Below are 17,951 nucleotides of genomic sequence, written 5' to 3' on the forward strand. Positions count from 1 at the left end.
CGGCCACACTCACCGCTGTCACATCGCCCGGCCCCGGCCGGGCGATGTGAATGAACAGGCGGAGGCTGGGAGGCACAATGAAAAACACCCCGTTCGATCTCACCGGAAAGGTCGCAATCGTCACCGGCTCGAGCCGCGGCATCGGCCGTTCCTCGGCAGAGCTGCTGGCCAGGTTAGGGGCCAAGGTCGTGGTCTCCTCGCGCAAGGCTGATGCCTGCAAGGAGGTCGCCGACGGCATCAACGCGGCCGGCGGTGACGCCATCGTCATCCCCTGCAACATCGCGCGCAAGGCCGAGGTCGAGGCGCTGATCGCGGGCGCAACCACGCATTACGGCAAGATCGACATCCTCGTCTGCAACGCCGCGGTGAACCCGTATTACGGCCCGTTGCTCGACATCACCGACGAGGCCTTCGACAAGATCATGGGCTCGAACGTGAAGAGCAACATCTGGCTCTCCGCGCTTGCGATCCCGCAGATGGCCGAGCGGGGCAACGGCTCGGTGATCATCATCTCCTCGATCGGCGGCCTGCGCGGCTCCACCGTGATCGGTGCCTACGGCATCTCGAAAGCCGCCGACTTTGCGCTGTGCCGCTCGCTCGCCGGCGAATGGGGCCCGAAAGGCGTCCGCGTCAACTGCATCGCGCCCGGCCTCGTCAAGACCGACTTCGCCCGCGCGCTGTGGGAAGACGAAGCCCTGCTGAAGCGCCGCACCGCCACCACGCCGCTGCGCCGCATCGGCGAGCCCGACGAGATCGCAGGTGCCGTGGCCTACCTCGCCTCCGACGCGTCGAGCTTCATGACCGGCCAGACCATCGTCATCGACGGCGGCGTCACCACCGCGGCGGTGTAGGAATTTTCGCGACGTATCTCCCCGAGTCGTCCCGGCGCAGGCCGGGTCCGATAACCACGGGGAGGCGCTTGGTGAAGACTCGTGGTTACCGGCTAGCTCCGCAACTTCTCCCTGGGGGTATGGGTCCCGGCCTGCGCCGGGACGACGAAGGAGTTTGTCGGCGCGCTCATCCAATCTTGACCTTCCGCCTCCAATCCGCTCCCTTTGGCGCGACACAACGACCCCTCAGGGAAAACGCCAAGGTAGCTACCATGTCTTTCGTCCTCGCCATCGACCAGGGCACCACCTCCTCGCGCGCGATCGTGTTCCGCAGCGACATCTCGATTGCTGCGCGTGCGCAAGCCGAGTTTCCGCAGCATTTTCCGGCCTCGGGCTGGGTCGAGCACGAGCCGGAGGACATCTGGACCTCGACCGTGATGGTCTGCCGCGATGCGATCGCGCAGGCCGGCATCAGCGCGAAGGATATCGCCGCGATCGGCATCACCAACCAGCGCGAGACCACCGTGGTGTGGGACCGCGCCACTGGGCAGGCCGTGCACCGCGCCATCGTCTGGCAGGACCGCCGCACCGCCGACATCTGCGCGAAACTCAAGGCCGACGGCCGCGAGCCTGTGATCTCCGAGAAGACCGGCCTGATCATCGATCCCTATTTCTCCGGCACCAAGGTCGCCTGGATCCTCGACCACGTGCCCGGCGCGCGTGCCCGCGCCGCGCGCGGCGAGCTGATGTTCGGCACCGTCGACTGCTATTTGCTCTGGCGCCTCACCGGCGGCAAGGTCCACGCCACCGACGCCACCAACGCCTCGCGCACGCTGCTGTTCAACATCCACACCGGCCAGTGGGACGACGAACTGCTCGAGATCATCGGCGTGCCGCGCTCGATGCTGCCCGAGGTGAAGGATTCGTCCGCCCGTTTCGGTGAGAGCGTGCCCGACCTGTTCGGCGGCGCGATCGCGATCTCCGGCATCGCCGGCGACCAGCAGGCCGCGACCATCGGCCAGGCTTGCTTCCGCCCGGGCATGATGAAGTCCACCTACGGCACCGGCTGCTTCGCGCTGCTCAACACCGGCACCACGCCCGTGGTGTCGAAGAACAAGCTGCTCACCACCGTCGCCTACCAGCTCGACGGCAAACGTACCTATGCGCTCGAAGGCTCGATCTTCGTCGCCGGCAGCGCGGTGCAGTGGCTGCGCGACGGCCTCGGCATCATCAAGCACGCCGCCGAGACCGGACCTCTTGCTGATCAGTCCGACTCCATGCAGAGCGTCTATCTGGTCCCCGCCTTCGTCGGCATGGGCGCGCCCTACTGGAATCCGCGCGTGCGCGGCGCGCTGTTCGGCCTCACCCGCAACACGGGACCTGCCGAGCTCGCCCATGCCGCGCTGGAAAGCGTCTGCTACCAGACCTTCGACCTCTGGGCCGCGATGCGCGCCGACTGGCCGAGCTCGGAAACCGCCAGCGTCGTGCTGCGCGTTGACGGCGGCATGACCGCGTCGGACTGGACCATGCAGCGCCTCGCCGATCTCCTCGACGCGCCGGTCGATCGCCCTGTGATTCAGGAAACGACTGCGCTCGGCGCCGCCTATCTCGCCGGCCTCAATGCGGGCGTCTATCCCGAGCCGACCAAATTCGCCGACAACTGGCGCCTCGAGCACCGCTTCAAGCCGAACATGAGCGAGGCAACGCGCGAGCGGAAGCTCGCGGGCTGGGCGCGAGCGGTGAAGGGCGTGCTGGCGAGCGACGAGGGGGCGTGAGCGCGCCTAAAGCCGCGATGAAAGTGCGGAGAAGGAACGCGGCCCCAACACTATGGTCGTCCCGGCGAAGGCCGGGACCCATACCCGCAGGGAGAAGTTTTGCGAAAGCTCGGAGTGGGCGTCTTCGCGCCACGAACAGTCGTGGTTATGGGGCCCGGATCTGCGCTTACGCTTGTCCGGGACGACAATGGAGTGTGTAGCGCCGCTCTGGAGCCTCTCGCGATGAATCGGAACAAGCACGAATGATCCTCCCCGACGGCTATTCCGACATCCCCGCCGGCAAGATCGCCGCCGTCGTCACGCATCTTGAGATGACCGCACCTCCTGCGCGCCGTGACGATCCGCCCGGCGCCTGGACCCTGCGCAAGGCCGACGCGCCCGCGCTTCATTGGTATCGCGACCTCTTCCGCCGCGTCGGTGAGGATTGGCTGTGGTTCTCGCGGCCGCGCATGAATGATGCCGAGCTCGCCGCAATCATCCACGCGCCGGGCGTCGAGGTCTACGCCCTGGTCGCGGACGGCCGCGACGAGGGCCTGCTGGAGCTGGATTTCCGCGAGGCCGGCCAGTGCGAGCTGGTCTATTTCGGCGTCACCGCCGGCCTGATCGGGACGGGCGCCGCCCGCTTCCTGATGAACCGCGCACTGGAGCTGGCCTGGTCGCGCGAGCTGCACCGCGTCTGGGTGCACACCTGCACCTTCGACCATCCCTCCGCCGTCGAATTCTATCAGCGCTCCGGCTTCCGTCCCTTCCGCCGCCAGATCCAGATCGCCGATGATCCACGTCTCGATGGCACGGCGCCGCGGATGGCGGCGAAGCACGTGCCGATTATCGAATAGTGCGAGGCTGCCGCCCCACCGTCATTGCGAGGAGCCCTTGCGACGAAGCAATCCAGGCTGTTTCCGCGGAAAGATCCTGGATTGCTTCGCTGCGCTCGCAATGACGGAGTGTGGGCGCCGCCCTCGCTCTTCGAATCGGCACATCAACGCGTGATGGCGCCGTAGCCCCGACGGAGCCAAGCGTAATCCCAGACGATGTCCCCGCATTCCGCTCCATGCGCGCTACGCCTCGCTCCTCGCCGTCATTCCGGGGCGCGCCACTTGGCGCGAGCCCGGAATCCATTTTGTCCGCATGAGACGGTGCACGATGGATTCCGGGTTCGCGCTCCGCGCGCCCCGGAATGACGGCAAGCCGCGAATTCGTAGCCCGATGGAACGCAGCGAAATCCGGGGCGGTTTCCCCGCATTCCGCTCCGCTCCATGCGGGCTACGGCTCGTCAAAACAACTCCTGCTTCCCCCTTGCCAGCGAGAACCCGTGCTGCATGGCGTTGAAGCAGGTCAGCCCCGCCTGCTCCGAGCGGCACGTGAACCCCGCCCGCCGCCACACTTCGCCATAGGCGAGCACCGGCAGCGATGGGTCCATCACCGTGTCGCCAGCGCAGATGCGCTCCGCGTTGCCCTTCGCGCTCATCTCGAAGGCGTGGCCGTAATCGAGATCGCAGTCAGCGGGCCGGCGCGGGCGCGTCTCCATGTTCAGGATGTCGCAGCGGAGCACGCCTTGTCCGTTGTCGATGAAGAACTGGCAGACGATGTTTTTCGACGGCGCCAGAAAGCCGATCGGGCGGTCCTCGGCGCTTGCGGCGCCGGCTCCGATCAACAGAAGCAGGGTCGATGCCAGGACGACGGCGCGGAGCCCGATCATGCAATCCCGCTTGAGACTAGCCGTCGAACTTCACCGCCGTGGTGTTGGCGCCGCAGAGCAGCACTGCGACGCGTTCGCCGGGTGAGGGACGATAGCGGCCGGACAGTAGCGCGGCAAATGCGGCTGCGCCGCCGGGCTCGGCCACGAGACGCAGGCTCGACCACAGCGCTGCCTGCGCCTGCCGGATCGCCTCGTCGCTGACCAGAACGACCCGCTCGACATGGGCCTGCGCGATCGGGAACATCAATTCACCGACGCGCCGCGGCGCGAGGCTGTCGGCGGCGAGGCCGCCGGCCGGCGCATCGACCGGTGCTCCCGCCGCGATAGCGGCGTGCAGGGTCGGTGACTGCTCCGGCTCGATCGCAACAACACGCGTCCTGCCAGCGTACCACGCCGCGATGCCGCCGATCAGGCCGCCGCCGCCGACCGCCACCAGCAGCGTATCGATGCCGGGCGCGTCCTGCTCCAGCTCCAGGGCGACGCTGCCCTGGCCGAGCAGGGTTTCGGCCTGGTCGTAGGCGTGAACGGCCATCGCACCGGTCCGTGCGACATGCGCTTCGCTCGCGGCGAGCGCATCGGCGTAGCGGCTGCCCGCGATCACGAGTTTCGCACCATTCCCCTTGATCCGCTCGGCCTTGGCTGGCGAGGTGATGTCGGGCACGAAGATCGTGGCGGGGATGCCGAGCCGCTGCGCCGCGTAGGCGACCGCCGCCCCGTGATTGCCGCCGGATGCGGCGACCACGCCCGCCTCCGGCACCGGCCGCAGCAGCAGGTTGGCAAAAGCGCCCCGCGCCTTGAAGGATCCGGAATGCTGCAGCATCTCGAGCTTGAACGTGATGGGTGCCGCCGGCAGGCCGAAATCGGCAAGATCGGCCATAACGAGTGGCGTGCGCCTTATGTGCGGACGAATGACGACCTCGGTCGCCGCAATCCGCTCCCGCGTGATGTCCATTGTCGCTGTCATGATGCCGTTCCCTATAGCGCATCGGAGAGTTGACATCAATTAGGTAATTAGCAAAATGGCTAAATGAAAGTCACTGTCGCCCTGCGCGCGCTGGCCAACGAGCGCCGCCTGCAGATCCTGGACTGGTTGCGGGATCCGCGGAAGCATTTTCGCGAGCAGGCCGATGGCGATCTGGTCGATGACGGCGTCTGCGGATTGCTGATCGCAGAGAAGCTCGGTGTCAGCGCGCCGACCCTGAGCGAGCACATGCGGGTCCTGACCGCCGCAAAGCTGGTGCGCGCCAAGCGGATCAAGCAGTGGACGATGTACAGGCGCAACGAAACCGCGATCGCCGCCATCAAGCGCTCGATCCAGGACGGCCTTTGATCGCGCAGATGTTGCTGCAGGCGACGTTGCACCCGACGCAATGCTCCATTTCCATCTTCTTTCTTGCGCCGAGCCGATCTTGTCGTGGAAACTGACCGGCCCTGCCGTGTTCCAACGAGTGAGCGCGAACCATGTTCCTGATCGGCCAATACGACTCCCCCTTCGTCCGCCGCGTCGCGATTGCGCTACGGCTTTACGGGCTCTCCTTCGAGCACAGGCCGTGGTCCACCTTCGGCGATGCCGACAAGATCGCGCCCTATAATCCGCTGCGCCGCGTCCCGACGCTGGTGCTCGACGACGGCGAGGCGCTGATCGAGAGCGCGATCATCCTCGAATATCTCGATGAGCTGGTCGGCGAGGGCAAGGCGATGCTGCCGCGCAGCGGCGCCGAGCGACGACAGCACCTGCGCATCTGCGCGCTCGCTTCCGGTCTCGGCGACAAGGCGGTGAGCCTGCTCTATGAGCGCGTGCTGCGGAAGGAGCAGCTTGCGCTGTGGGTCGAGCGCTGCCAGGCGCAGATCGGCGACGTGCTCGGCGTGCTGGACGCCGAGCGCGCCAAGGTGACGACGCCATACTGGCTGGGCGACCGCATTGGCCACGCCGATATCGCGGTGGCCTGCGTCGTGCGCTTTGCCCGCGAGGCGCATCCGCAATTGTTCGACGCGGCGCGCTATCCGGCGCTCGCGGCGCATGCCGAGCGCTGCGAGGCGCTGACGCCATTCCAGGAGATCGTGCAGCCGTTGGCACCGCCGAAGGGGTGAGCCGCATCAAGCGCCTCTATGCGAACCCGACCTTGATCAGGATTGTCAGGAAAAGACCTCCGACGACCGCGCAGACCGCGGCACCGATGAGCGGCCCCAGCGCGCCCTCCCGGCTCGCAGGCTCCAGCACCGCATGTCCCGGTCGTTCCGGATCGTAATAAACTTTGACGTTCTGCCCGGGACGATATTTCGCTGCGGCCTTTTCGGCGACCTCGCGCAGCCCGGAGATCATGGTGCCGCCCCAATCGACCTCGGTGCCGATGAAGTCGCGCTTGTCGACCCTGTAGGCGTAGCGCAGGTCGACCTGATAGCGGTGCTGGAGCTTGCTGGACCGCGACTTGTCGTCGTCGTCGCTCTTCTCCTCGATGATTTCCTCGATCACGTCGCAACGGGTGACCCTGCCAGCCGCGGTCGGCCAGCGCAGGCTGGCGCTCGCCAGCCGGCGCGTCCGGACATACTCTGCGACGCAGAACACGCCGCCTACGAGCACGATGATCGGCAACGCGAACGCGAACAGCGGAACGCCGTTGTTTGTGTAGAGCACGTGACCCGCGAGCGAATGCGCGGTGAGGGTGGTGGCAATGAAGCCGAACACGATTGTGAACGCCACCAGTGCCGCGACGTTCTGCGCGGCAGCAGGTTCGAGCAACGCCTCGGTCGGTTGCTTCGGATCGACATGGACGTCGACATGCGCGCCGACCGGATATCGTCCGATCAGTTTTGCGGCCAGTACCCTCGTCGTGATGGCGGGGCCGCCGACAAAGACCTTGTCGCTTTCCAGCTCCTGGCCGCCGGCCTGATAGCGATAGCGGATGACAGGCTTGGCGTCGTTCCGATCATCCGAGGCGTGCGTCGCCGGCTGATCGACCCTCGAGACCGTGATGATGCCCTCCACCTTGTCCCAGCTCCGCGCGGCCTGCATCCGGCCCCGCATGCGGACCAGATTGAACAGCATCAATCCAAACAGCAGCACCGAGATGCCGGCCGCAATCTGCGTCCACATCAATTGTTGGGCGTCCAGCATCCGATTCCCTGCTCTGTGGCGGCGATCGCCATTGGTCGCGGCGAGCGCGCGTCGCGTTCACAGCGCTGCCGCCTTTTCGGGAGATCGTGCAATCGCTGCTGCCGCCGAAGGCAGGACTATCCCATGTGACTTCCTGGCGGGGGCCTGAGCGCACGCCTCGTCCTTCGAGACGACCGCTTCCAGCGGTCTCCTCAGGATGAGGCTGAGCGGCATCTTTGCCGGTCGAAATTGCTGCCGCGCACTCCGTCCTCATCCTGAGGGCCCGCCAAAGGCGGGCGTCTCGAAGGATGAGCCGCAGCGCAACGGCCTTAAATGCGATTGCCCTGCCGCCGAGGGGATGAAGCGCGGAACGCAGGCCTTATTTCCGCGAACAGGGCTTGATCTCGCCAGCCGCGGTGTTCAGGACGATCGGATTGGGCGACAGTCTTATGCCGAAGAACAATTGAGAGCCGGACACCTTGTCGTCCGCGCCCTGATGGACGTCCAGGTCGAGTTTCGCTGCGATCTCGGATGTCAGCTTGGCCTTCTCCTCCATCGAGATCTTGTTGTGATATTTGATCTCGTAGACGACATCGGCCTCCAGAACGGACCGCGTCTGGCACACGACGCCGCCACTCGACACGTTCTGGGCCACCGCGTCCTCGCATTCCGCCTTCAGCAATGCGTTCCGGGCCGAGATCAGCGACTCGTCGGAAATCAGCAGGATGTTGGCGTTCTCGAGCTTGAGGTTGACCGCTTCGACCTGCTGCATCCCGGCGACAGCCGACAGCTTCTCCCTCACCTCGGCCGAGACGTCGAGTTTCTTCTCGAGCGTTTGCTTCAAGTCCCGGTCGACGGTCCGTGATTTCTGGATCTTGCTGGCCAGGAGCGCAGGGTCGACATCGCAGGTCGGATGCAGTTCCAGCCGGCCGTTGCTCAGATACTCGATCGTGTTGATCGTGCCGGGACCGCCGAACGTGCTCGGCGGCACCACCTCGAAATATCCGGTCTCGGAGAGGATGGCCGTGATCGTCTGCTTCTTGCGCGGGATTCCGACGAAGACTGCGACCATCACCAGGCCGATCGCGACAAATACCCCGCTACCAAGCCAAAGCCATTTGCGGCTGGCTATTTTCCCGGGCAGCACAACTGACTTCGTTCGCCGCATGGCACGTAGCCTTTCGGACAGTCCGCCGCGGCAATCGTGGGCAGGACGACAAGGGCGATCGCGGCGACGAACAGTGCAATGAACTGCTTCATATGTTCGATCCCAAGCAAACCGTCGGTTTGAAGGTAGTGGGCCGATAGATTAGCGAATCAAGGTTGAGCGGACAAGTGAACGAGTTCACACGCGGCGGGTTCCGTTGATGCGTGGGCCGTTGAGGCGGAGCGCTGCCAAGGGGCACCGCGTTCAAGAATTCGTGCAGCGGTTGGCGCTACATGTAGGCTCCCCAATGTCGTCCTGGCGAAAGCCAGGACCCATTACCCCAGGGAGCAGTTTGGCGAAGATTCGTTGTTCGGTATTGCTAGCGATATCCGCCGATGGATCACGCGGTATGGGTCCTGGCTTCCGCCAGGACGACACCGAAGGTGTGGTGCGCGCTTCCAACCGACGACGACAGTCACGGTGGACGATGATCGCATATTACTGGTGTTTTGCCCGACGTCGCAAGCCGCTTCGGTAAGACCGAAATTCCTCAGGCCTTTCAACCCCATCCCTACTGTGCATGGGGTTGTTTTCGCATTTTTGATTTAGAGGCGGGTCTATCCCGCCCCCGCGCGCTTCTTCTGCCAGACGAGGTGCACCGCGCAAGTGCAGCCCGGCGGATGCGAGGCGAGGTCCTTTGACGTCTCGTCGTTCGCCGGCGTCGCCGCGAAGGCCTTGTCGGTCCCCTCTCGCGCCGGGATGTAGTTCAGCACCGGCGCGAGCCAGCGCTCGGCCTCCGTGATGCTCATGCCCTTGCGCGCGGCGTAGTCTTCGACCTGATCGCGCTCGATCTTGCCGACGCCGAAATAATAGCTCGCGGGGTTCGCGAAATAGAGCCCGGACACAGAGGAGCCCGGCCACATCGCAAAGCTCTCGGTCAGCTTCACGCCGGCCGTGGCCTCGGCATCGAGCAGCTCGAACAGCGTCGCCTTCTCGGTGTGATCGGGCTGCGCGGGATAGCCCGGCGCGGGACGGATGCCCTGGTATTTTTCCAGGATCAGATCGTCGCAGGAGAGCGCCTCGTCCGGCGCATAGGCCCAGAACTCGCGGCGCACGCGCGCGTGCATGCGTTCGGCAAAGGCCTCGGCGAGGCGATCGGCCAGCGCCTTGCACAGGATCGAGGAGTAGTCGTCGTTCGCCATCTTGAAGCGGTCGGCGACCGCGTCCTCGCCGATCCCGGCGGTGACGACGAAGCCGCCGACGTAGTCGGGCACGCCCGTGTCAACCGGCGCGATGAAGTCGGCGAGCGCCGCGTTGAAACGGCCCTCGCGCTTTTCGAGCTGCTGGCGCAGCGTGTGCAGCGTGGCGATCTGCTTGGTCCGGCTCTCGTCGGCGTACAGCGCGATGTCGTCGCCGACCGCGTTCGCCGGCCAGAAGCCGACGGTGGCGCGCGCCCGGAACCATTTCTCCTTGACGATCAGGTCGAGCATCTTGCGCGCGTCGTCATAGAGCGAACGCGCGACCTCGCCGACCTTGGCGTCGTCGAGGATCGCGGGGAAGCGCCCGGCGAGCTCCCAGGTCTGGAAGAACGGCGTCCAGTCGATATAGGGCACGAGCTCGGCGAGATCGTATGCGTCAAAGCTCTTGGTGCCGAGGAAGGTCGGCTTCACCGGCTTGTTCGCGGCAAAATCGACCGGCACTCGGTTCTTGCGGGCGTCTGCCAGCTTCAGCCGCTTCTTGTCGGCCTGCGCGCGCAGATGCGCGTCGGAGATTTTTGCGTATTCGGCGCGCACCTCGGCGGCATAGGCCACGCGCTTCTCCGGCGAGAGCAGCGCGGAGGCGACGCCGACGGCGCGGCTGGCGTCGTTGACGTGCACGACGGGACCGGCGCGGTAGCTCGGGTCGATCTTGACCGCGGTATGCACGCGGCTCGTGGTGGCGCCGCCGATCAGCAGCGGCAGCTTCAAGCCCTCACGCTGCAATTCGCCGGCGAAGAACGCCATCTCGTCGAGCGAGGGCGTGATCAGGCCGGACAGGCCGACGATGTCGGCCTTCTCCGCCTTCACGGTCTCGACGATCCTGGCGGCGGGCACCATCACGCCGAGGTCGATGACCTCGAAATTGTTGCACTGGAGCACGATGCCGACGATGTTCTTGCCGATGTCGTGGACGTCGCCCTTGACGGTGGCGAGCACGATCTTGCCGGCCGACGAGGAGCCTTCGGTGCCGATGCCGTTGGCAAGGTTGCGCGCCTTCTCTTCCTCCATGAACGGCATCAGCCAGGCCACCGCCTGCTTCATGACGCGCGCGGATTTCACCACCTGCGGCAGGAACATCTTGCCGTCGCCGAAGAGGTCGCCGACCACGTTCATGCCGGCCATCAGCGGGCCTTCGATGACGTCGAGCGGACGCGACGACGCCTTGCGGGCTTCCTCGGTATCCACTTCGATGAATTCGGTGATGCCGTGCACCAGCGAATGCGACAGCCGCTTCGCCACCGGCCATTCGCGCCAGGCGAGGTCGGCTTCCTTGGTCTGGGTCTTGTTGCCGCGGAATTTTTCCGCGAGCGCCAGCAGCCGCTCCGACGCGCCCGGGTCGCGATTGAGGATGACGTCCTCGCACACCTGGCGCAGCTCGGGATCGATGTCGTCATAGACGATCATCTGCCCGGCATTGACGATGCCCATGTCCATGCCGGCCTTGATGGCGTGATACAGGAACACCGAGTGCATGGCCTCGCGCACCGGCTCGTTGCCGCGGAACGAGAACGAGAGGTTGGACACACCGCCAGAAATGTGCGCGCCGGGCAGGTTCTGCCGGATCCAGCGCGTCGCCTCGATGAAGTCGACGCCGTAATTGTTGTGCTCCTCGATACCGGTCGCGATCGCGAAGATGTTCGGATCGAAGATGATGTCCTCGGGCGGGAAGCCGACGCGGTTCACCAGGATGTCGTAGGCGCGCTTGCAGATCTCGGTCTTGCGCGCGAACGTATCGGCCTGGCCGACCTCGTCGAACGCCATGACCACGACAGCCGCGCCATGACGGCGGGCGATCTTGGCCTCGTGGATGAACTTCTCCTCGCCTTCCTTCATCGAGATCGAGTTGACGACCGGCTTGCCCTGCACGCATTTCAGGCCGGCCTCGATCACCGAGAATTTCGAGCTGTCGACCATCACGGGGACGCGGGCGATGTCGGGCTCGGCGGCGACGAGGTTGAGGAACGTCACCATCGCCGCTTCGGAGTCGAGCAGGCCCTCGTCCATGTTGACGTCGATGATCTGCGCGCCGTTCTCGACCTGGTCGCGTGCGACTTGCAGCGCGGCCGTGTAGTCGCCGGCGGTGATCAGTTTGCGAAAGCGTGCGGAGCCCGTGACGTTGGTGCGCTCGCCGACATTCACGAAGGGAATGGCGTCCGTCAGGATGAAGGGCTCGAGACCGGAGAGCCTCAAGCGAGGCTCGATCTCCGGCACGATGCGCGGCTTGTGCGGTGCAACGGCCGCGGCGATTGCGGCAATATGGTCCGGCGTGGTGCCGCAGCAGCCGCCGACGATGTTGACGAGGCCGTCGCGCGCGAACTCGCCGACCAGGCGCGCCATGTATTCCGGCGTCTCGTCATACTGGCCGAACTCGTTGGGCAGGCCGGCATTGGGGTAAGCGCAGACCAGCGTATCGGCGACGCGGCCGATATCGGCGATATGCGCGCGCAGGTCTTCGGCGCCGAGCGCGCAATTGAAGCCGATGGTGACGGGTTTTGCGTGCCGCACCGAATTCCAGAACGCTTCCGGCATCTGGCCCGAGAGCAGGCGGCCGGATTTGTCGGTGATGGTGCCCGACACCATCACGGGCACGTCGATGCCGCGTGCCTCCGTGATCTCGGCGATCGCATAGAGCGCCGCCTTGGCGTTCAGCGTGTCGAAGATGGTCTCGACCAGCAGCAGGTCGACGCCGCCGTCGAGCATGCCGTTGATCTGCTCGCCATAGGATTTGCGCAGATCGTCGAAAGTGACGGCGCGGTAGCCCGGATTGGACACGTCGGGCGAGATCGAGGCGGTGCGGTTGGTAGGTCCAATGGCGCCGGCGACAAAGCGCGGCTTGCCGTCCTCGGCTTCGACGCGCCGTGCCGCATTGCCGGCGAGGCGGGCGCCTTCGCGCGCCATCTCGTAGACGATGTCGGTGAGGTCGTAATCGGCCTGCGCGATCGACGTGGTGGAGAAGGTGTTGGTCGCGACGATGTCGGCGCCGGCGCGAAGGTACGCGGCGTGGATGTCCTCGATCGCCTGCGGCTGGGTCAGGATCAGCAAATCGTTGTTGCCGCGCAGGTCGCGGTGGAAGTTCTTGAAGCGCTCGCCGCGGAAGGCGGCCTCGTCGAGCTGGAGGTTCTGGATCATCGTGCCCATGGCGCCGTCGAGCACAAGAATACGCTCGTGCGCGGCGTTGAGCAGGGCAGTTCGCTTGGGAGAGGTGGGTACGGTCATGTTGTCTTACGCCGCCTTCTGCGCGCTCTTGGCGCGAATGCCGAGCAAATGGCTGATCGCGAACACGAGATCGGCGCGGTTCATGGTGTAGAAATGGAAGGTGTCGACGCCGTGCTTCGCCAGCTTCTGCACCTGGCCGGCGGCAACTGTCGCGGCCACCAGCTTGCGGGTCTCGGCGTCGTCGTCCAGGCCCTCGAATTTCTCCGCGAGCCAGTCCGGCACGGATGTCCCGGCGCGCGTGACGAAGGCTCTCGCCTGCTTGAAATTGTGCATGGGCATGATGCCCGGCACGACGGGGATGTTGATCCCGCGGGCGCGGACACGGTCGAGATAACGGAAGTAGAGGTCGTTATCGAAAAATACCTGCGTGATCGCGCGGGTCGCGCCGGCATCGACCTTGGCCTTGAGCGTGTCGATGTCGGCGTCGAAATCGCGCGCTTCGGGGTGCTTCTCGGGATAGGCGGACACCGACACTTCGATGTCGCCGTGCCGCTTCTTGATGCCCGCGACGAGGTCCGCGGAGCTCTGGTAACCGTCGGGATGGCTGGAATAGGGCGTGCCGATGCCGCCGGGCGGATCGCCGCGCAAGCCGACGATGTGGCGGACGCCGACCTCGTGATACCGGTCGACGATCTCGTCGATCTCGCCGCGCGAGGCGCCGACGCAGGTCAGGTGCGCGGCCGGCAGCAGCGCGGTCTCCTTGAGGATGCGGGCGATGGTCGAATGGGTGCGCTCGCGGGTCGAGCCGCCGGCGCCATAGGTCACCGAGACGAATTTCGGGTCGAGCGGGGCGAGCCGGTTGATGGTCTCCCAGAGATTGCGCTCCATCTCCTCGGTCTTGGGCGGAAAGAACTCGAAGGAGATCGCAGGCCGCTTCAGGTGCCCGTCGGCTGTCGCAGGCTTCGTCAGATCAGTCATGGCACCACTCACTCCGGGTCTTCGCGGCCTGCGGTCAGGTCTAGATCAGGAGCCGCTAAGATAAGCCAACGCGGCCGCACTCGACAGCCCATCGGGGATGGGAAATGGCCCACTTGGCCCGAGGTGGGTTGAATTTTTGTGCCTTCGGAATGAATTGTGGGAAGTGCGTCAATTCAATAAACTATGTAAAATCAATAATATATCTCGAATTGCGGTAGTCAGATGGTTGATCGTCGCGATGGGCAGGATGGAATTCGCCGTCACGCCAATGTCGTCTGTCCCAACGCTTCGTTTGGCGGGGCGTATCGGCTCGCGGTCCGCACACGCCAGACCTGCGCTGTCTGCCCATTGCCGCCGCGCAGCCCTCCACTACGTTAACGCGCCATGATCCCGCTCTCAGTCCTTGACCTCTCCGTCGTCACCACAGGCACAAAACCCGCCGCGGCGCTGCGCAACAGCATCGATCTGGCGAAGCATGTCGATGGGCTCGGCTATGTCCGCTACTGGCTCGCCGAGCATCACAACCTCGCCTCCGTCGCGAGCCCGGCGCCCGACGTGATGATCGGGCAGATCGCGGCGGTGACGAAGCAGATCCGCGTCGGCTCCGGCGGGGTAATGCTGCCCAACCACGCGCCGCTGGTGGTGGCCGAGCGCTTCAAGATGCTGGAGGCGCTGTTTCCCGGCCGCATCGACCTGGGCCTCGGCCGCGCGCCCGGTACCGATGGTGCCACGGCCTACGCGCTGCGCAGCCGGCTCGATCGCCGCGAGGGCGACGATTTTCTGGAGCGGCTGCACGAACTGATCTTGTGGGAGACGAGAGAATTTCCGTCAGGGCACCCCTACAACAACGTCGTCGCGATGCCCGACGACACCAAGCTGCCGCCGATCTGGCTGCTCGGCTCCAGCGATTATTCGTCGGAGCTTGCCGCGCAAGTCGGCATGGGCTTCGCCTTCGCGCATCATTTTGCGTCCCATGATGCGATCGATGCGATGGTGCATTACCGCAACCGCTTCCAGCCCTCGGCCTGGCGCGCCACGCCGCACGCGATCCTTGCCGTCGCCGTCATCGCGGCGGAGACCGACGAGGAAGCTGAAAAGCTCGCGACATCCTTCGACCTCAATCGCCTCCGCCGCGACCGCGGCCAGTATCTGCCGCTGCCGAGCGTCGAGGAGGCGCTGGCCTATCCCTACTCCGACGCCGAGCGCATCTCGATCGCCCGCAACCGCTCGCGCTTATTCGTCGGCAGCCCTGCGACCGTGCAGAAGAAGCTCCAGCCGCTGATCGATTCCAGCAAGCCGGACGAATTGATGGTGATCACGGCGGTGTACGACCACGAGGCGCGAAAGAAGTCGTATTCGCTGCTGGCGGCGGCGTTCGGATTGGCGAAGGCGGCGTAAGCACTCACCGTCATTCCGGGGCGATGCGAAGCATCGAACCCGGAATCTCGAGGTTCCGGGTTCACGCTTTGCGTGCCCCGGAACGACGGCATCAATCCTGCTGCGTCTCGCTGAACGTCGCGCGGAACGGGTGCCCCGGATACACGCCGACGATGCGGAATTCGCGCGAGAAGAATTTCAGCTCCTCGATCGCGAAGGCGAGGCCCTTGTCTTCGGGGTGGCCGTCGACGTCGGCATAAAACTGCGTGGCGAAGAAATTGCCGTCGACCATGTAGCTCTCGAGCTTGGTCATGTTAACGCCGTTGGTGGCAAAGCCGCCGAGCGCCTTGTAGAGCGCGGCCGGCAAGTTGCGCACCCGGAAGACAAACGTGGTGACCAGCGGGCCCGACCCTTGCGCGGCCCATTTCGGCTCACGCGCCAGCACCACGAAGCGCGTGGTGTTGTGGGCCTCGTCCTCGATATCCTCGGCGAGGATGTCGAGGCCGTAGATCTTTGCGGCCAGACGCGAGGCGATCGCGGCGACCGTCTTGTCCTTGCGCTCGGAGATGTCGCGTGCGCTGCCGGCGGTGTCGGCGTGCACGATCGGCTTGATGCCGAGCTTGCGGATGATGCGCCGGCACTGGCCGAGCGCGTGGACATGGCTCTCGACGGACTTGATGTCGGAGATCTTGGCCCCCTTCACCGCCATCAGCTGATGCCGGACCGGCAAGAACCATTCGCCGATGATGAAGAGGCCGGAGGCCGGCAGGAGGTGATGGATGTCGGCGACGCGGCCGGCGACCGAGTTCTCGATCGGGATCATGCCGAGATCGGCTTCGCCCGACGAGATTGCCGACAGGGCGTCCTCGAAGGTGGCGCAGGGCATCGGCTCGGCGTCGGGATAGGCCTCGACAATGGCGATGTGGGAATTGGCCCCAGGCTCGCCCTGGAATGCGATTTTCAGCTTGCTCATGATCGGCCTTGTAGCAGCGGCTCAGGATTTGGAAAGGATGCTGCGGGCGGTTTCGAGATCGGGCGGTGTGTCGACGCCGCGGGGCACGCTGTCGACGATCATGATGTCGATGCGCATGCCGGCCTCCACCGCCCGGAGTTGTTCCAGGCTTTCCTGAAGTTCTAGGGGCGAAGGCGGCAGCGACACGAACCGCTCCAGCGCAGCGCGGCGGTAGGCGTAAAGGCCGATGTGGTGGTAACGCGGTCCGTTGCCGTAAGGGGCCGTGGCGCGGGTGAAATATAGTGCCCGCAGCCGCCGCGGCCCGATCGGCGAGCCGACGGCCTTCACGACGCTCGGCGCGAGGTCCTCCTCCTCGGTGTGGATCTGCGAGGCCAGGGTCACGATGTCGACCGCGGGGTCGGCAAAGGGCGGCAGCACCTCGCGGATGGTCTGCGGCGTGATCGTCGGGAAATCGCCCTGGAGATTGATCACGATCTCGGCCTTGCCCTCGGGATCGAGCTTCTGCATGGCCTCGTGGATGCGGTCCGAGCCGGAGGGGTGTGTGGTGCGGGTCATCACGGCCTCGCCGCCATGGGCTGCTACGACGGCCGCGATCTCCGGCGTGTCGGTAGCCACAGCGACCCGGCCGATGCCGGCGGCTTCCGCACGGCGCAGCACATGCACGATCATCGGCAGGCCCGCGATATCGGCGAGCGGCTTGCCGGGCAGGCGGGTGGCGGCCATGCGGGCCGGGATCAGCACCAGGATGCGGGGATCGGTCATCGGGTCAAGAGCCTGGAAACGGGGCGTTTTCCGCGCCGAGAAATGGGGTGGGGACGGGTTCAAAGCCGGGTCGCTTATACGGGTTGCCAGACCCCGGGCAAACCGATATCTCAATGGCAAAACTCGGGGGAAAGACAAGGAACGTGTGATTCTCCCGGGGCTCGTCCTGGCGGCCGCCCGGCCGCTCAATCCTTCTCAGCGGTGTGGGGCCTGGCCGGAAATGGACTCTTTCGAACTGAATAAGATTCTCGGTGCCGTGCTCGGCACCTGTCTCATCCTGCTGGTCACGAGCTTCACCGCGAATGCGCTGTTCTCGCCCAAGATGCCGGAAAAGCCGGGCTTCGAGATCGCCGTGAAGGAAGACGCCGGCCACGGCAAGGAAGGCGGCGCCGCCGCTGCGGCTTCCGAACCCATTGAGAAGTTGCTCCAGACCGCCTCGGTCGAGAAGGGCGCTGCCGCCGCCAAGAAGTGCGGCGCCTGCCACACCTTCGAGAAGGGCGGTCCGAATCGCGTCGGTCCGAACCTCTATGGCGTCGTCGGCGAGGCACGGGGCGAGGGCCGCAATGGCTTCAACTTCTCGGCGGCCATGAAGGGCAAGGGCGGCACCTGGACGTTCGACGACCTCAACAAGTTCATCGCCAATCCGAAGGGCTTCATCCCGGGCACCGCGATGGGCTTCGCCGGCATTCCCAAGGATTCCGAGCGCGCCGATGTCATCGCCTATCTGAATTCGCTGTCGGAGCATCCCAAGCCGCTGCCGACGGCGTCGAAGTAAGGCCTTAAAAACCCGTCTTGGAATATGCGGCCAGGCTGAAAAGCCTGGCCGTTTCCTTATCCGGGCCTCGCGAGGTCGTTATCGGGGCGTTTGGCCGCAGCGAATGGCGCGGCGGACTACCAAGAT

16 protein-coding genes are annotated in these 17,951 nt (G+C 65.3%); 7 read left to right on the forward strand and 9 right to left on the reverse strand.

The features are described from left to right. The first annotated feature begins 77 nt into the window (after positions 1-77). The 3 genes from BJA_RS07205 (at position 78) to BJA_RS07215 (ending at position 3,441) form a co-directional block, all read left to right on the forward strand. Positions 78-851 carry an SDR family NAD(P)-dependent oxidoreductase gene (locus BJA_RS07205; protein WP_063921388.1) on the forward strand — a complete coding sequence of 258 codons (774 nt, stop codon included), beginning with the start codon at positions 78-80 and terminating at the stop codon, positions 849-851. A 251-nt stretch (positions 852-1,102) separates the two neighbouring features. After that, positions 1,103-2,605, forward strand: coding sequence for a glycerol kinase GlpK (gene glpK / locus BJA_RS07210; protein ID WP_011084227.1), 1,503 nt, complete (start codon positions 1,103-1,105; stop codon positions 2,603-2,605). Positions 2,606-2,847: 242 nt separating this feature from the next. Further along, positions 2,848-3,441: a GNAT family N-acetyltransferase gene (locus tag BJA_RS07215; RefSeq protein ID WP_011084228.1), complete on the forward strand. Its 594-nt coding sequence runs from the start codon at positions 2,848-2,850 to the stop codon at positions 3,439-3,441. A gap of 437 nt (positions 3,442-3,878) precedes the next feature. Here BJA_RS07215 and BJA_RS07220 read toward each other — a convergent pair whose 3' ends face one another. After that, positions 3,879-4,304 (reverse strand): DUF6636 domain-containing protein, encoded by a 426-nt coding sequence (locus tag BJA_RS07220; protein ID WP_011084229.1) that lies wholly within the window; start codon positions 4,302-4,304, stop codon positions 3,879-3,881. Between the two features lie 16 nt (positions 4,305-4,320). Beyond that, the gene (locus BJA_RS07225; protein WP_011084230.1) at positions 4,321-5,304 is read right to left on the reverse strand and encodes a threonine/serine dehydratase; all 984 of its coding nucleotides are present in this window, start codon (positions 5,302-5,304) and stop codon (positions 4,321-4,323) included. Between the two features lie 27 nt (positions 5,305-5,331). Between BJA_RS07225 and BJA_RS07230 the strand changes: the two genes are divergently transcribed. Further along, entirely contained in the window at positions 5,332-5,634 is a 303-nt protein-coding gene (locus tag BJA_RS07230) for an ArsR/SmtB family transcription factor (RefSeq protein WP_011084231.1), read from the forward strand. Positions 5,635-5,765: 131 nt separating this feature from the next. Next, positions 5,766-6,395 (forward strand): glutathione S-transferase family protein, encoded by a 630-nt coding sequence (locus BJA_RS07235; RefSeq protein WP_011084232.1) that lies wholly within the window; start codon positions 5,766-5,768, stop codon positions 6,393-6,395. 16 nt (positions 6,396-6,411) lie between these two features. Here BJA_RS07235 and BJA_RS07240 read toward each other — a convergent pair whose 3' ends face one another. The 5 genes from BJA_RS07240 to metF form a co-directional block, all read right to left on the reverse strand. Further along, on the reverse strand, positions 6,412-7,419 hold the full coding sequence (locus BJA_RS07240; protein WP_011084233.1) for a DUF3592 domain-containing protein: 1,008 nt from the start codon (positions 7,417-7,419) through the stop codon (positions 6,412-6,414). 358 nt (positions 7,420-7,777) lie between these two features. Next, on the reverse strand, positions 7,778-8,470 hold the full coding sequence (locus BJA_RS07245; RefSeq protein WP_244423869.1) for a hypothetical protein: 693 nt from the start codon (positions 8,468-8,470) through the stop codon (positions 7,778-7,780). A gap of 56 nt (positions 8,471-8,526) precedes the next feature. After that, the gene (locus BJA_RS43565; RefSeq protein WP_277996652.1) at positions 8,527-8,658 is read right to left on the reverse strand and encodes a hypothetical protein; all 132 of its coding nucleotides are present in this window, start codon (positions 8,656-8,658) and stop codon (positions 8,527-8,529) included. A 504-nt stretch (positions 8,659-9,162) separates the two neighbouring features. Beyond that, positions 9,163-13,020 carry a methionine synthase gene (gene metH / locus BJA_RS07250; RefSeq protein ID WP_011084235.1) on the reverse strand — a complete coding sequence of 1,286 codons (3,858 nt, stop codon included), beginning with the start codon at positions 13,018-13,020 and terminating at the stop codon, positions 9,163-9,165. 6 nt (positions 13,021-13,026) lie between these two features. Continuing rightward, positions 13,027-13,938: a methylenetetrahydrofolate reductase [NAD(P)H] gene (metF, locus tag BJA_RS07255; RefSeq protein ID WP_028173518.1), complete on the reverse strand. Its 912-nt coding sequence runs from the start codon at positions 13,936-13,938 to the stop codon at positions 13,027-13,029. 384 nt (positions 13,939-14,322) lie between these two features. Between metF and BJA_RS07260 the strand changes: the two genes are divergently transcribed. Beyond that, complete coding sequence (locus BJA_RS07260) at positions 14,323-15,336, forward strand: LLM class flavin-dependent oxidoreductase (protein WP_011084237.1); 1,014 nt, start codon at positions 14,323-14,325, stop codon at positions 15,334-15,336. A 91-nt stretch (positions 15,337-15,427) separates the two neighbouring features. Here the strand turns inward: BJA_RS07260 and BJA_RS07265 are convergent, their stop codons facing one another. Next, positions 15,428-16,288: a prephenate dehydratase gene (locus tag BJA_RS07265; RefSeq protein ID WP_011084238.1), complete on the reverse strand. Its 861-nt coding sequence runs from the start codon at positions 16,286-16,288 to the stop codon at positions 15,428-15,430. 21 nt (positions 16,289-16,309) lie between these two features. Continuing rightward, positions 16,310-17,050: a 3-deoxy-manno-octulosonate cytidylyltransferase gene (locus BJA_RS07270; RefSeq protein WP_011084239.1), complete on the reverse strand. Its 741-nt coding sequence runs from the start codon at positions 17,048-17,050 to the stop codon at positions 16,310-16,312. A gap of 220 nt (positions 17,051-17,270) precedes the next feature. Here BJA_RS07270 and BJA_RS07275 point away from each other — a divergent pair, with 220 nt between their 5' ends. Then, positions 17,271-17,825 carry a c-type cytochrome gene (locus BJA_RS07275; RefSeq protein WP_011084240.1) on the forward strand — a complete coding sequence of 185 codons (555 nt, stop codon included), beginning with the start codon at positions 17,271-17,273 and terminating at the stop codon, positions 17,823-17,825. The last annotated feature ends 126 nt before the right edge of the window (positions 17,826-17,951 follow it).

The sequence above is a fragment of the Bradyrhizobium diazoefficiens USDA 110 genome, assembly GCF_000011365.1.
GTDB classification, from domain to species: Bacteria; Pseudomonadota; Alphaproteobacteria; order Rhizobiales; family Xanthobacteraceae; genus Bradyrhizobium; species Bradyrhizobium diazoefficiens.